The 14880-nt window shown below is 70.1% G+C and carries 12 protein-coding genes, 1 tRNA gene and 1 pseudogene; 5 read left to right on the forward strand and 9 right to left on the reverse strand.

Translation table 11 applies throughout. The features are described from left to right. Positions 1 to 258 (reverse strand): annotated as a pseudogene (locus VIR15_RS13930) (alpha/beta hydrolase family protein); the annotation flags it as partial. Continuing rightward, entirely contained in the window at positions 255 to 1106 is an 852-nt protein-coding gene (locus tag VIR15_RS13935) for an SOS response-associated peptidase (RefSeq protein WP_331928635.1), read from the reverse strand. The pseudogene VIR15_RS13930 and the gene VIR15_RS13935, both read right to left, overlap by 4 nt. 233 nt (positions 1107 to 1339) lie before the next feature. Here VIR15_RS13935 and VIR15_RS13940 point away from each other — a divergent pair, with 233 nt between their 5' ends. From VIR15_RS13940 to rsgA, 3 genes are all read left to right on the forward strand, one after another. Further along, positions 1340 to 1858: a DoxX family protein gene (locus VIR15_RS13940; RefSeq protein WP_331928637.1), complete on the forward strand. Its 519-nt coding sequence runs from the start codon at positions 1340 to 1342 to the stop codon at positions 1856 to 1858. 157 nt (positions 1859 to 2015) lie between these two features. Beyond that, the gene (aroA, locus tag VIR15_RS13945) at positions 2016 to 3299 is read left to right on the forward strand and encodes a 3-phosphoshikimate 1-carboxyvinyltransferase (RefSeq protein WP_414654964.1); all 1284 of its coding nucleotides are present in this window, start codon (positions 2016 to 2018) and stop codon (positions 3297 to 3299) included. After that, the gene (gene rsgA, locus VIR15_RS13950; protein ID WP_331928641.1) at positions 3296 to 4378 is read left to right on the forward strand and encodes a ribosome small subunit-dependent GTPase A; all 1083 of its coding nucleotides are present in this window, start codon (positions 3296 to 3298) and stop codon (positions 4376 to 4378) included. Before aroA ends, rsgA begins: the two co-directional genes overlap by 4 nt. Before the next feature lie 63 nt (positions 4379 to 4441). On the opposite strand, the gene VIR15_RS13955 is transcribed toward rsgA, so the two are convergent. Next, positions 4442 to 4711 (reverse strand): Fe-S cluster assembly protein HesB, encoded by a 270-nt coding sequence (locus VIR15_RS13955; RefSeq protein WP_331928643.1) that lies wholly within the window; start codon positions 4709 to 4711, stop codon positions 4442 to 4444. Positions 4712 to 4988: 277 nt separating this feature from the next. Between VIR15_RS13955 and hisN the strand changes: the two genes are divergently transcribed. After that, entirely contained in the window at positions 4989 to 5792 is an 804-nt protein-coding gene (hisN, locus tag VIR15_RS13960; RefSeq protein ID WP_331928645.1) for a histidinol-phosphatase, read from the forward strand. Positions 5793 to 5798: 6 nt separating this feature from the next. Here hisN and VIR15_RS13965 read toward each other — a convergent pair whose 3' ends face one another. Both VIR15_RS13965 and VIR15_RS13970 read right to left on the reverse strand, forming a co-directional pair. Further along, positions 5799 to 7187 carry a M16 family metallopeptidase gene (locus VIR15_RS13965; protein ID WP_331928647.1) on the reverse strand — a complete coding sequence of 463 codons (1389 nt, stop codon included), beginning with the start codon at positions 7185 to 7187 and terminating at the stop codon, positions 5799 to 5801. After that, positions 7184 to 8473: a M16 family metallopeptidase gene (locus tag VIR15_RS13970; RefSeq protein WP_331928649.1), complete on the reverse strand. Its 1290-nt coding sequence runs from the start codon at positions 8471 to 8473 to the stop codon at positions 7184 to 7186. The genes VIR15_RS13965 and VIR15_RS13970 overlap by 4 nt, the downstream gene beginning before the upstream one ends. 117 nt (positions 8474 to 8590) lie before the next feature. Here VIR15_RS13970 and VIR15_RS13975 point away from each other — a divergent pair, with 117 nt between their 5' ends. Continuing rightward, on the forward strand, positions 8591 to 10351 hold the full coding sequence (locus VIR15_RS13975) for an aminotransferase class V-fold PLP-dependent enzyme (protein ID WP_331928651.1): 1761 nt from the start codon (positions 8591 to 8593) through the stop codon (positions 10349 to 10351). 105 nt (positions 10352 to 10456) lie between these two features. On the opposite strand, the gene VIR15_RS13980 is transcribed toward VIR15_RS13975, so the two are convergent. From VIR15_RS13980 to VIR15_RS13995, 4 genes are all read right to left on the reverse strand, one after another. Beyond that, positions 10457 to 10533, reverse strand: a tRNA-Met gene (locus VIR15_RS13980). 104 nt (positions 10534 to 10637) lie between these two features. Continuing rightward, a complete protein-coding gene (locus VIR15_RS13985) occupies positions 10638 to 13664 on the reverse strand; it encodes a UPF0182 family membrane protein (protein WP_331928653.1) in 3027 nt (1008 codons plus the stop codon). A gap of 321 nt (positions 13665 to 13985) precedes the next feature. Further along, positions 13986 to 14528, reverse strand: coding sequence for a PPA1309 family protein (locus VIR15_RS13990; protein ID WP_331928655.1), 543 nt, complete (start codon positions 14526 to 14528; stop codon positions 13986 to 13988). Between the two features lie 99 nt (positions 14529 to 14627). Then, on the reverse strand, positions 14628 to 14880 hold a 253-nt coding region (locus tag VIR15_RS13995; RefSeq protein ID WP_331928657.1), incomplete at its 5' end, for a S16 family serine protease.

The following is a 14880-nucleotide window of genomic DNA, read 5'->3' on the forward strand; positions in this document are numbered from 1 at the left end:
ATCGAGGGTCGGCGGCCTCCCCGCCACCCGGCGACCCGCGACGAGCCACGGCTGCTCGACGAGCACGACGGCCCAGCCGGCGCCGACGAGGACCTCGCGCGCGACCGTGAGGTCGAGGCTGCGCATCCCACCCCCCGCCCCGTGCCCGAGGACCACCGTGCCGCGGGAGCGAGCTGGGCGGCATACGTGCGCCCGTCCCGGACCCTGCGGCGTAGGGAGGTCGCGCACCTGCGGGTCCACGCGCACGACGGCGCTCATCCCCCGATCACCTCGCCCGTCATGGGGTCGACGACCCCGACGAGCTCCTCACGAGGGGCCGGCTCGAGCAGACCGGGGCCGTTGCTCGACGTCGCGCCGACGGCGCGCCCGATCGGGTGCGCCTCGAACCGGCCCGGCTGGGCGAACTCCAGCAGCCCACGCACCGCCTCGGGGTCCTTCTCGGCCGGGTCGAGCCACTGCTCCCACTGCTCCGGCTCGAGGACGAGCGGCTGGCGGTCGTGGATCCGGTCCATGCCGGGGTCGGCCGCCGTCGTGATGATCGTGAACGTCGTGAGCCAGGCGTCCGGGTGGCCGTCGGGCAGCTCCCGGTCGCGCCAGAACTCGTAGAGTCCCGCGAAGCCGACCTTGGCGCCGTCCGCCCGGTGGATGAAGAAGGGCTGCTTGCGCGGCTTGCCCTTCGCATCGACCGCGGTCGGGGACTTCTGCCACTCGTACCACCCGTCTGCCGGCACGATGCACCGTCGTGCGAGCGCTGCCTTGGCGAACGCGCCCTTGCCCAGCACGGACTCCGCTCGGGCGTTGGTCATCCGTTGACCCAGCTTGACGTCCTTGGCCCAGGCGGGCACGAGGCCCCAGGTGAGGAGGCGCAGCTGCCGGGTGGGCTCGGGGTCCGGAGCGTCTGCGGCCTGCTCGGGCACCTTCGGCGAGCGGGTCAGGACGACGAGCGCTTGCTTCGACGGGGCCATGTTCCAGTCCGGCTCGCCGGCCGCTGGCTGCTGCGGGTTCTTCAGGATGCTGCGGGTCGGTTCGTCGGAGCGGTCCTCGTCGATGTCGAACGCCTCGATCAGCTCGTCCGGCCTCGCGCTCGCGGCATACCTCCCACACATGGCCTTCAGCGTATGCCGCTGAGCTGACTCCGCGGGTCGGCCGCCGTCCCAGCCCTCCCGCGCCCCCACCCCGCAACACACCCGCCTATCGACTGCCTGCGCCGCCTGCAGCAGGGTCCGGCAGTCGATAGGCGGGTGTGTTGCCGGAGGGTGGGGCGGCGTCTGGGACGGGCGGATGCGCCGGACGGGGTGGGTATGTCGATAACGTAGACACCACACCAGGAGGAATCCCGATGATCGTTCGTCGAATCGCTCGCCCCATGCTCGCCTCGGTGTTCATCGCCGCCGGAATCGACGCGCTTCGCCATCCGGCCGCGCGGACCAAGCGCGCGGCCCAGCTGCTCGACACCGTGTCTGCCCCATCCGCGGTGCAGCAGGACCCTGACCTGTTCGTGCGCGTCAACGGCGCCAGCCTGGTCGGCGGAGGGTTTCTCCTCGCCACCGGACGGATGCCCCGTCTGGCGTCGACGCTCCTCGCCGCCTCGGTCGTGCCCACCACGGCAATCGAGCACGCGTTCTGGGACGAGACCGATCCGAAGAAGCGCGCGCAGAGTCGTAGCCTGTTCTTCAAGAACGTCGGCCTGCTCGGCGGCCTGCTGCTGGCCAGTGTCGACACCGCGGGCAAGCCCGGGCTTGCGTGGCGGGCCCAGCACGCCACCAAGACCACGCGCCGTGAGGCGCGTCACGCCAAACGGGCAGCAGCCCGGGAGGCTCGCCTTCTAGCCCATCGAGCCCAGGACGTCGTGAGCTGACTTGAGTTTCGCCGACCATTCCCCCTCCACCGATCCCGCAAGCCCCGCCAGTACGCGCAGCACCGGAACCACGCCCACGACAGTCCCAGGGGACTGGTCGGCCCCCACCCCGGCAGCCCCGGTCGACGCCACCGTCACGCTCCCGGGGAGCAAGTCGTTGACGAACCGCTACCTTGTCCTCGCTGCCCTGGCGAGCGACCGCTCGCGGCTGCGCGCGCCGCTCCGGTCGCGGGACACGCTGCTCATGGCGGATGCGCTGCGCGCCCTGGGGGTGGGCATCGAGGACGTGGCGCCCGAGGGCGACCCGCCCGGGAGCGTCCACGACAGGCCTGACTGGCTCATCACCCCTCCCGACCGCCTCCGCGGGGGCGCCGCGATCGACTGCGGCCTGGCTGGGACGGTGATGCGGTTCCTGCCTGCCGTCGCGGCACTTGCGGACGGCCCGGTGCGCCTGGACGGCGACGCCGGGGCCCGGGTCCGGCCGATGGGGCCGGTGATCGACGCGCTGCGTGTGCTCGGCGTCGAGCTCGAGGACTCCGACGGTCTGCTGCCGCTGACCGTGCTCGGTCACGGCCGGGTCCGCGGGGGGTCGGTGACGATGGATGCCTCGGCGTCATCGCAGTTCATCTCCGCGCTACTGCTTGCCGGAGCGCGCTACGACGAGGGCGTCACCGTGCACCACGACGGCAAGCCGGTCCCGAGCGAGCCGCACATCCGCATGACCGTCGAGACACTGCGGGATGCCGGCGCCGTGGTCGACGACTCCGAGCCCAACACCTGGCGCGTCGAGCCCTCCGAGATCAACGCCCTCGACGTGTGGATCGAGCCGGATCTGTCCAACGCCGGCCCGTTCGTGGCCGCCGCGCTCGTCACGGGTGGCACAGTCCGGGTGCCCGGTTGGCCGCAGTACACGACGCAGGCCGGCGACCTCATGCGCGAGATCCTCGACACGATGGGCGCTGACGTCCGGCTCGACCGGACTGGCCTGACCGTGACCGGCACGGGCGAGCTCGTGGGCATCGACATCGACCTGCACGACGCCGCCGAGCTCACGCCCACGGTCGCCGCGCTCGCCGCCCTGGCTTCCACTCCTTCATGGATCCGCGGCGTGGCCCACATCCGCGGACACGAGACCGACCGCCTGGCAGCCCTGACGAGCGAGCTGAGCGCTCTCGGCAGCGCCGTCACCGAGACCGAGGACGGCCTGCGGATCACCCCGGCGCCGCTTCACGGCGGGCGGTTCCGGACCTTCCACGACCACCGGATGGCGACCGCCGGGGCGATCCTCGGACTCCGTGTCCCCCGCGTGGTTGTCGAGGACGTCGCCACGACCGCCAAGACACTGCCCGACTTCCCTGGGCTGTGGGCCCGGATGCTGTCCGGCGACCGCGCCGCGGGCGTCGGGGCCGGTCCTGCACCCGCCGTGGAGCCGGCTCGATGAGCTGGCGGGGCCTCGACGACGACGACATCCGCGTCCGCCCGAACCGCAAGGGCTCGAGGCCCCGCACCAAGGAACGTCCGGCCCACGCCGACGCCGTCATCGGCAGGGTCGTCGCCGTCGACCGTGGCCGCTACACCTGCCTGATACCGGCCGGAGCCGGGCGACGAGGCCAGCGGTCGGCTGAGTCGCCACCTGCGTCACCCACCACATCGGCAACCGAGCCGGAGCACGTCGTCACCGCCATGAAGGCTCGCGAGCTCGGCCGCACCCGTGTCGTCGTCGGGGACGAGGTCGCGCTCGTCGGCGACACGAGTGGTGGACCGGACGCCCTCGCCAGGATCGTCCGGATCGAGGAGCGCCGGTCCGTGCTCCGCCGTACCGCGGACGACACTGACCCCGTCGAACGCGTCATCGTCGCCAACGCCGACCAACTCGCCATTGTGACGGCGCTCGCCGACCCGGAGCCGCGTCCCCGCATGGTCGACCGATGCCTGGTTGCGGCCTACGACGCCGGGCTCGAGCCGCTGCTCGTGCTGACCAAGGCCGACCTCGTCGACCCGGCCGATTTCCTCGCCAGGTACGCACCGCTCGAGGTCGACCACGTGGTCACCCGTCGGGACGGTGGCGACATCTGCGGTCTCGCGGAGCTGCACGAGCGGCTCTCGGGCCACGTCACCGTCCTCGTCGGCCACTCCGGCGTCGGCAAGAGCACCCTCGTCAACGCCCTCGTTCCCGACGCCCGACGGGCCATCGGCGACGTCAACGTGGTCACCGGACGGGGTCGGCACACGTCGACCAGCGCGGTGGCCCTTCGCCTGCCCGACGGTGACGGCTGGGTCATCGACACGCCGGGGGTGCGCTCGTTCGGCCTCGCCCACATCGACGTCGACCGCATCATCGACCACTTCCACGACCTCGCCGCCGGCACCGATGAATGCCCCCGAGGGTGCACCCACGACGAGGAGGACTGCGCGCTCGACGACTGGGTGGCGCAGGGCCACGCCGGACCGTCCGGCCCGGCCCGGCTCGAGTCGCTGCGCCGGCTGCTCCAGAGTCGATCCAGCGCGATGGACTATTGACAGTGACTGACACACCGAGTCGCCCGTTCCCCGTCCGGGAAGCGGGCGGCTCGGCTCAGAGGTTCAGACCGTCTCGGCGAGCGTGAACCCGACGCCGTCCGGTGTCTGTGCCGCGTCGAGGGTCTGGTTGTCGAGTACCGGAGCCGTGTCCTTCGCAATGTAGACGCGGGCATCCCCCGCATCGACGACCACGTCGGTCGGCTGGGGCTGCGTCACGACGCTCACGGCGAGCTGGTCCTGCTCGCTGGCGATGCGCAGGCCCGCGGTCGGCTGCTCGACGTCCTGGGTCAGGCCCCTCACGATGGCCTGGGCGTTCTCGGTCAAGCTCAGCATGGTGGAACTCCTGTCTTCGTGCGGTCGCCGGACTGGCCGGCGTTGACGCCTACGACCACCTCTCGGGGCAAGTGCGCACACGCCTCGGACCCCTCCACCATCTCCGGCCCTGGGGGGGCGATGTCAAGCCACACCATGGGCGGGCGGGTCGCAACCCACCCAGAAACGTTGCGGCGCAAGGGGACCCAGCTCAGCGGCATACGGCATGAAGTTCATGAGCGCGACGCGGCCCGGCCTTCCCGGCCACGGTGTCGGTGCTGGCGCTAGGCTCCGCCAAGTGACCTCCTACGACGACGATCTTCGTCTGGCCCACGTCCTCGCCGATGCCGTCGAGCGGGTGACGATGGCTCGCTTCCGCGCCGCGGATCTCATCGTCGAGAGCAAGCCCGACCTGACTCCGGTGACGGACGCCGACCGGGCGGCCGAGGAGCTGGTCCGCGCGCAGCTCAAGCGGACCCGCCCCCGGGACGCCGTCGAGGGCGAGGAGTTCGACACGACCGGGCACGGCCCCCGTCGCTGGATCATCGACCCGATCGACGGGACGAAGAACTTCGTGCGCGGAGTGCCCGTCTGGGCCACGCTCATCGGGCTCGTCGACAATGGCCGCCCCGTGCTCGGGCTGGTCGCCGCACCGGCACTCCAGCGTCGCTGGTGGGCGGCGACCGGTTCGGGCGCCTGGGCGGGCCGGTCCCTGTCCTCGGCGAAGCGCATCTCCGTGTCCCAGGTCGGTCGCCTCGGGGACGCGTCCCTCTCGTACTCCTCGCTCGCCGGCTGGCGCGTGCGGGGGCGGCGTGACGACTTCCTCGACCTCATGGACGACTGCTGGCGGACCCGGGCGTACGGCGACTTCTGGTCCTACATGCTCGTCGCCGAGGGTGCCGTCGACATCGCCAGCGAGCCGGACCTCGAGGTGCACGACATGGCCGCGCTCGTGCCCATCGTTCAGGAGGCGGGCGGGCGCTTCACCGGCCTCGACGGGCGCGAGGGGTGCTGGAGCGGCAACGCGGTCGCCACCAACGGACTCCTCCATGACGAGGTGCTGCGCCGGCTCGGCACACCGGCCGCAGCGGCGGAGGCCTGAGCCCGATCAGTCACGGATGACCCTGACGGGGGCGAAGCCCAGGCCCTCGATCGCCGGTCGGTGACTTGCCGCGTCGCCGACGAGGACGATCGTCCAGCCGGCGCCTGCGGACTGGCCCGGACGGGCCACGCCGGCGACTGCGGCGAATCGCTCGAAGGCGCCGTCCAGCCGGGCGCGGTCGACCCGCTCCAGGTCACGCAGGTTCGCGGTCGTGAACTCGGTGCTCCGTCCGTCGAGGGCCATGCTGATCGCCTCGTCGGCCACCGCGTCCGCCGTCGCGTACCGTCCGGGGGCCGTCTTGCCGATGAAGTCGACCCCGGACCGGACCTCCCGGTCCGAGAACCCGTCCCGCCCACTCTCGAGGATCTCGACGAGCAGTCGGACCGACTCCGCTGTACTGTCGGCGCGCACGGAACCCGAAGTGAGGAAGACGCCCCCGGTGCGCCGCGGGCGGAAGCTGGAGCGAATGCCGTAGGTGTAGCCCTTCTCCTCACGCAGGACAGCGTCGACCCGCGCATTGGGCGAGCCTCCCAGCACGAAACCGATGACCGGGTACGGGGCCCAGCCGCCCTCCACCGAGCGGTCTGGGCCCGGCGCGCCGACGACGATCTCGGTCTGCACGGAGCCGGGGCGATCGACGATGACGATCCGGCCCCGGTCCTCGGCGAGCGTCGCGACCCGGCTCAGCGAGGACGCGCGGTCCGGCCCCCGGCGCCAGCCGCCCAGTGCTCCTTCGACGAGGGCCCGGACGTCGAGGCCCGAGAGGTCACCAGCGACCGCGACCGTGGTCCCGGCGGCGATGACGTGCTCCTCATGGAAGGCCACGACGTCGTCCCTCGTGATCCTCGACACCGTCTCCCGGGATCCGCCGGTGGGACGGGAGCCTCGCTCCTCGTCGGCGTAGAAGGTGGCGACCCACTCGAGCGCAGCGCGGTGGCCGGGGATGGACCGCTCCTGGTCGATCTCTGCCAGCCGGGTGCGGACCTGGCGGGCCACCTCGTTGTCCGGGAAGGCGGGCTCGGTGATGATTTGCCGCAGCAGATCGAGCGCCTGCTCGAGGTTCCCCTTCACGACATCGAGGTCGAGGGTAAGGCCGGACTCGCCCACTGCCGCGCCGTAGCTGACCCCCTTGCGCTCGAGCAGTCGGGCCAGCTCCTCGGCGGAGTGCTCCGCCGTCCCCTCGTCCATGGTCCGCGCCATGATCGTGGCCACGCCCTCGAGATCCCGCGGCTCGGCGCTGATCGGGACGGGCAGGCCAAGACGCACGGAGATGACGTACTGGCCGGGCACGTCGTAGGTGACGAGCCGGATGCCGTTGGACAGGTCGTGGGTGACCGCGTCGGGGAAGGACCACTGCGGCGGCGGGGCGACCTCGGGGCGCGCGACGCTCGTCATGCGGCCACCTCGGCCTCGTCCTCGGCGAGGTAGCGGACGACGGCCCGCGCCTCAGGATCGAGCCACGTCGCGGCCGCCTCCCGCACCTGGTCGGCGGTGACGCTCTTGACCCGGTCGACGAAGGTGTTGACGTAGGAGGGGTCGCCGGTGAGCAGCGCGTGGTGGCTGAGGTGGTCCGCGCGCTCCTCGATGCTCGCGAGGGCACTGAGCCACGAGCGCTCGGTGTCGGCGATGACGGACTCGAGCTCACCCTCGTCAGGGCCCTCGACAAGGAACCGCTCGAGCTCCTCGCAGACCGTCGCCTCCGCCTGCTCCGGGTCGGCGCCTGCGGCGATGTCGACGGTGATGGTCCCGAGACCGACCCCGTCGACGAGACCCATCGTCCACCCCGCGACCGCCGTCGCCGTCTCATCGGTGCGCACGAGGCGCCGCATGAGCCGGGAGCTGGCAAGGCCGCTCATCACGTCGACGGCGATCGAGCAGGCGTGGTACTCGGGCGTCGTGTCGACCGGCAGCCGGAACGAGACGTAGATGCGGTCGTTCGGCACGTCCCCCGGCCGGTCGAGCCGGACAGGCTCGGCCATGGGCGACAGCTGCGGCAACCGCTCGCGATGGTCCAGCTCGATCGGCGCGAGACCCCCGAAGTACTGCTCTGCAGCGGCGAACCCCTGCTCCGGGGTGAGGTCCCCGACGAGGGTGAGGACCGTGTTGTTCGGGCCATAGTGGGCCCGATAGAAAGCGTGGACGTCCTCGAGCGTCGCGGCGTCGAGATCCTCCATCGACCCGATCGTCGGGTGGTGGTACGGGTGGTCCTCGGGGAAGACGGTGGCGTAGATGTCGATGAGCGCCTGGCCGTAGGGCACGTTGTCGTACCGCTGGCGCTTCTCCTCCTTGACGACGTCCCGCTGGTTGTCGAGGTTCTCCTGGGTCACCGCGTCGAGGAGGTAGCCGTGGCGGTCTGCCTCGAGCCACAGGGCGAGGTCGAGCGCGCCGACGGGGATCGTCTCGAAGTAGTTCGTCCGGTCGAACCAGGTCGTCGCGTTGAGGCGCGCCCCCTCGTTCATGAGCGCGCTGAAGTGCTCTCCCGAGGCGACGTTGCGGCTGCCCTGGAACATGAGGTGCTCGAAGAGGTGGGCCAGACCTGTCCGGCCGCGGGCTTCGTGGCGGGAGCCGACACCGACCCAGAGGTTGACGGCGACATTGGGGACGGCATGGTCCTCCGAGACGATGACCCGAAGGCCGTTCGGCAGGGTCCGTTCGACGATGGGATAGGCGATCGAGGTCACGCCCTGACCCTACGTGAAGTCGCGCGAACGTTCCCGAGGCCACCTCAGAGCCAAAGGCTTGGATAATGCCACGTTATTTAGGTGACAGTTAGCATAACGTTGGCATATGCTGTTCCAATGAGTGGTGACGATGACGTCTCGACCTCAGACTTGCTCGCCACGATCCGCGAGTCGGTCATCGGTGAGGACCAGGTGCTCCCCGGGCCCTACGGCCCACGCCGGGTCACCTACGCGGACTACACGGCATCGGGCCGGGCTCTGACCTTCATCGAGGACTTCATCCGCGAGGAGGTTCTCCCCCGCTACGCCAACACGCACACGGAGTCCTCGGGGACCGGCCTGCAGACGACGCGCTTGCGCGAGGACGCACGCCGGATCATCCGCGACGCGGTGGGCGGAGACGACGAGACGGTCGTCATCTTCGCCGGTTCGGGCTGCACGGGCGCCATCGACAAGCTCATCGGCATCCTGGGCCTGCGGGTCCCGTCCGCCTTCGAGGACCGTTGGCATCCGAGCGCGCTCGTCCCCGACGAGGAACGGCCCGTCGTCTTCATCGGTCCCTATGAGCACCACTCGAACGAGCTCGCGTGGCGGGAATGCGTCGCCGACGTCGTCGTCGTCCCCATGGACCCAGACGGCCACATCAGCATCTCTGCACTGCGCGAACTGCTGGAGCGGCACACCGACCGGCCCCTGAAGATCGGGTCCTTCTCGGCAGCGAGCAACGTCACCGGCATCCTCACCGACACCGATGCGATCTCCACGGTCCTGCACGAACACGGCGCCCTCGCCTTCTGGGATTTCGCCGCTGCCGCGCCGTACATCGACATCGCGATGTACGGAGCCACGGGCCGGGAGGACGAGAACGCCACGGAGCCAGCGGAACCCGGCTCAGCGGCATACGCCTCCTCTCGAAGGGGGTTGGCGCGCAAGGACGCCGTGTTCCTCAGCCCACACAAGTTCGTTGGTGGGCCGAGCACCCCGGGCGTCCTCGTCGTCCGTCGGGAGCTCCTGGTGAACCGCGTCCCGGACGTCGTTGGCGGCGGGACCGTGTCCTACGTCAGCACAGACGTCCACGACTACGTCACCGACCCGGCGCACCGCGAGGAGGGCGGGACCCCCGCGATCATCGAGTCCATCCGCGCCGGCCTCGTGTTCCGGCTCAAGGAGGCGGTCGGCGTCGACGTCATCCGCGCACGTGAGGAGGACTTCCTGCGGCGGGCCCTCGCCGCCTGGTCGCGGGAGCCGACGATCGAGGTCCTGGGCAATCTAGAGGCCGAGCGGCTGTCGATCCTGTCATTCGTCGTGCACCGCGAGGGGGGCACCTTCCTGCACCACAACTTCGTCGTGGCGGTGCTCAACGACCTGTTCGGGATCCAGGCCCGAGGCGGGTGCTCCTGCGCGGGTCCCTACGGCCACCAGCTGCTCGGCATCGACTCCGAGCGGTCGCGGGCGATCGAGCGCCAGACCACGCTGGGGTGCGAGGGCATCAAGCCGGGGTGGGTCCGCTTGAACCTCAACTACTTCATCTCGGACACGGTCTTCGAGTATCTGCTCGAGGCCGTGCGCCTCGTGGCAAGGGACGGCTGGCGTCTGCTCGGTGACTACGACTTCGACGTGCGGACCGGGCGATGGGCGCACAAACGTGGACCGGTCGAGCCGCCGCTGCGTCTGAGCCAGGTTGGTTTCGAGGGCGGTCGAATGACCTACCCGCGGCACGAGGACCGGGCCCCCGAGTCTGCGCTCGCGGACTACCTGGTGGAGGGCGCCCGCCTCATGCACGAGGCCACACCCCCGCTCGGGGACGCGGCCCGCATCAGCCCGGACTTCGACCACCTGCGGTGGTTCGACCTGCCCAGGGCGTCCATCCGGGCCTGAGCGCGGCGCCAGTCAGCCCCGGGCGGACGCACAGGCACCCGGGGGGTCACGTCTCGCGGTCCAATGCGTCAGACCCGGAGATCACAAAGACCTCCGGGCCTGATGTGGTAGCGGGGGCAGGATTTGAACCTGCGACCTCCGGGTTATGAGCCCGGCGAGCTACCGAGCTGCTCCACCCCGCGTCGGCAAACACCACCTTACGTGAATCCGACTGGAGGACCAAATCGGGCACCAGGGACGCTCGCCAACGCGTCCGAGGTGCCCGATCAGTCCCACTCTCGTCCAGTCAGCGACCCGGGGGTGCGACGGCCGCCGCTCGAGCCAGGGCCGCCTTCAGCTTCTCCTGCGCCTGGCCGTACGCGGCGAAGTCACCCTTTCGCAGGGCGTCCTCGCCGGCCCGGAACGCCGCGTCGGCGTCGGCGAGCGCCTGACGAAGCGCAGCTGCGTCGGGCGTGGCCGTCGGGCCGGTCGGCGTCGGGGCGGACGTGGTCGGACCCGTCGTCGGCGTGCCGGTCGGGGTGCCCGTGGGTGTGCCGGTCGGCGTGCCGTCGGGAGTCACCGGGGTGTCGGTGCCCTGGTCGCCGGCCGCAGCTCCAGACTCTCCGCCGAAGAGATCGTTGAGCGCGCCGTCGAGCGACCCGGCCCAGGCGATCTTCTCCCCGAAGGCGACAGCCACCGCGGACAGGCGCGGGTAGGCGCCGGCTCCGGAGGCCTGGACATAGATCGGCTGGACGTACAGCACCCCACCACCGACCGGCAGCGTGAGCTGGTTGCCAAAGGTGACCTCGGCCCCTTGCAGCGCCGTCGTCGAGATGAACTGCGCCAGGGTTCCGAACCCAGAGTCGGTCGAAGACACCTGCGACGACCGCATGTCGTTGTAGACCTGTCCGGGGCCCTTCACCGTGGTGCTCGTCGGCTCGAGCAACCGGAGCCGGCCGTAACCGGATGATCTCTTCCCGTCCTCGGAGCCCGCGTCTCCGTCGGCGGCGAGGAAACCGGTGAGCAGGTTGCGGTCACCAACCGGCATGAACGTCGAGGTCAGGGAGAACGCCGGCTGCTCCTGGCCCGGCATGGCGAGCGACAGGTAGTAGGGCGGCTGGAGAAGTGACTGCTCGGCGTTCGTGCCGCGCGTCGGGTCGAGTGGGACGCGCCAGAACGTCTGGCCGCCGTAGAACGACGCGGCGTCGGTCTCGTGGTACTTCGTCAGCAGTTGGCGCTGGATCTTGAACAGGTCCTCCGGATACCGCAGGTGCTCCATGAGCGAGCCCTTGATTGCTGAAAGAGGCGTCACGGCACCCGGGAAGATCTTCATCCAGGCGGCGAGGATCGGGTCCTTCTCATCCCACTGGTACAGCTTGACGGTTCCGTCGTAGGCGTCCACGGTCGCCTTGACCGAGTTGCGCACGTAGTTGATCTGGCCGGAGCGGATGGCCTGGACCGAGTCACGGGTGCGGGTCACCGAGTCCGACGTCGCGGCATCGAGCGTCGTCATCTCGGAGTAGGGGTACATGTCGGTCGTCGTGTAGCCATCGATGACCCACAGGACCCGTCCGTCGACCACGACGGGGTAAGCGTTCCCGTCGAGCGTCAGCCACGGCGCGACTCGCTCGACGCGCTCGCGCGGTGTGCGGTGGTCCAGCAGCCGCGAGTCGTTGGTCACGGCATCGGAGAGCAGGAAGTTGATCTCCCGGTACTTGAACGCGTAGGCGATGCGCCGGAGGGCGTCGAGCTTGACCCCGCCCTCGCCGGCATAGGTGTTCTTCACCTGCTCGTTGTCGGCGGCCAGGTAGTCGAACTCGTTGTTGCCCCCGCCCACGATGGAGTACTCGGGGGATGACTCCCCGAAGTAGATCCGCGGCTCGTACTTGCCGAGCACGCCGGTCGTGCCGATCTGCGACTCGAAGAAGGTGGGCCGTCCGTCGTCCTCACGCGTGTTGCCCTTGGCGGCGACGACCCCGTATCCGTGGGTGTAGACCGTGTGGTCGTTGAGCCAGTTGCGCTGTCCTTCAGGGACGCCCGTCAGGTCGAGCTCGCGGACCGCGATGACGGTGTCGGTCTGCTTGCCGTCGAGGTTGTAGCGGTCGACGTCGAGGACGTCGGCGAACTGGTAGTACCCCTTCGAGGCCTCGAGCTGCTTGAAGGTGGGGCTGACGACGTTGGGGTCGATGAGTCGGATGCCGGGGATGGTCGCGGCATCGTGTGCCAGCTGGCCCGGGCTGGCGGTCGCGGTGGTGTCATACGGCTCGACCTGGATGTCGTCGAAGCCATAGGCCGCCCGCGTCGCCTCGATGTTGCGCTCGATGTACGGCAGCTCGAGCGACTTCTCGGAGGGCCGCACCTTGAGCGACTGGACCAGCGCGGGGTAGATCCCACCGACGGCCACGACGACGACAGCGAGCACGGCCACGCCCACGAGCGGCAGCCGCCACGAGCGGGTCCAGATGGTGCTGAGGAACATTCCCACGCACATCAGGGCAGCGATCGCAAGGATCCCCTTGGTCGGGATGTAGGCGTGTGCCTCGGTGTACTGGATACCCGTCATCCGGGTCGACTGGGCGTTGGCCAGGTTGTACCGGTCCACCCAGAACGCGACGGCGCGGACGAGGACCAGCGCGGCGGCGATGATCGACAGGTGCACTCTGGCGGCCTGGGTCGAGCGGGTCCGCTGGCCCGCGACGATGCCCCCGTAGAGGTAGTGCGTGAACGCGGCGGCGATGAAGCCGAGCACGAGGATCATCGTCAGGAACGACACGACGAAGTTGATCCACGGCAGGTCGAAGACGAAGAAGGAGATGTCGAACTTGAACTCCGGGTCGGTCTGGCCGAACGGCGAGCCGTTGCGCCAGAGCAGGAAGGTGTCCCACTGGGTCGCCGCCGACAGTCCGGCGAAGAGGCCGATGGCGAGCGGAGCAGCGATCGTCGCCGTCTTGCGCATCGGCTCGACGAGCTGTCGGTAGTGCTCCATGGCCTGCGTCTCGGGCGAGGGCGCGTAGATCGGCCGGTGGCGGTAGGCGAAGTGGATGCTCGACCAGATGACGGCGGCGGTCATGAGGCCACCGGCCAGCCCGAGCAGCGCCTTCGTCACGAGCTGGGTCGTGAAGACTCCCGAGAAGTCGACCGACTGGTACCACAGCACCTCGGTCCAGAAGTTGGCCAGCGTCGCCACGACGAGCAGCAGCGCACCCGCCACCACGAGTGCCGTCACGAGGGGGCTGCGGTTGGGGCGCTGCGCCGCAGCGCGTCGTGTCGCGCCCGGTTCACCGCCGTCGCCAAAGGGGCCTTTGGGGGGTGGGCCGAAGTCGCTGTCGCTCACGTTGGGTCGCCTCGAGGTGCTGGGGCTGGCAGATCGCGGACCTGAGGTGCCGCTTGCGGCAACCATAACCCGACAGCCTGAGACCGCCCGCACCCATGCCCACCCCCAATCGAGTGGACAACTTTCGGGTGGCCGAGACCCCAGAACGTGTTCACTCGATCATCGGTGCACACGATGCCGTATGCCGCTGAGCCCGGTCCCAGCCCAACGACCACTCCCGCACGTGGACGTTGCGCCATTGCCGACCCCGAGCGCCGATCGAGTGGACAGCTTTCGGGGTGGTTGAGACCCCGAACGTGTTCACTCGCTCGGGCAGTACGTCTACTCCTCCAGCGTCGCCTTCAGGGCTGCGACCAGCCCGGGCGCGATGTCGTTCCCGGTGGCGACCGCGTCGTCGGAGTCATGCTCGCGCTGGCGAAGCAGGCAGATCGACGAGCCATCGCGGAGCACCGCGACGAGGAGGCGGACGTCTCTGCGACCGGGGTGTGCGGCCAGCGCGTCGACAGCGGCCTCGGGCCGCTCCGGGAGGTCCCGCTCCGCGTCGGGTGGCACGACCATGCGCTCGACGGCGAGGGCGCACCCGTCGACCTCGTCAGGCCAGGCGATCCTGCCGAGGAGCGTCTCCAGCGACGAGGTGGCCGGCAGCCCTTCCTGCTCGATGGCGGTGAAGGCACCCTCGGCCAGGTCCGCGGGAGCGAGCTGCGGGCGCAGGTGTGGCTCGCGAGCGAGCAGCGAGGCGGTGCGGACCAGAGCGAACAGGCGCGCCGGCTGGTCCCAGCCGGCCGCCGAAACATGACGCTCCGTGTCGAGCGCGGCGATGGTGAGGGGCTCGGTGGTCACGGAGGTGACCGGCTGCTCGTCCACCGGTCCATCCAACCACTCGACCGCGACGGTCGATCGAGTGAACCCGTTTTGCGGCCTTCACACCCCGAAAGCCGTTCACTCGATCGGCGGAGGACAGGATCAGCAGCGCGGCAGCGACGACGTCCGCCCGGACGCGATGCCCTCAACCGCGTTGGTCGCGTCCTTGAAGGTGCTGACCGCGAAGACCTCGAGCCCGGATGGGACATTGCCCACGACCTCGGGACAGTTGTCGACCGGGGCCAGGAAGTACTCGGATCCGCCCGACCGGGCGCCTGCCATCTTCTGCTTGATGCCGCCGATGGGGCCGACGCGCCCCTCTTCGTCGATGGTCCCGGTGCCGGCGATGTCGCGG

Source organism: Intrasporangium sp. (assembly GCF_036566125.1).
Classification (GTDB): Bacteria; Actinomycetota; Actinomycetes; order Actinomycetales; family Dermatophilaceae; genus Intrasporangium.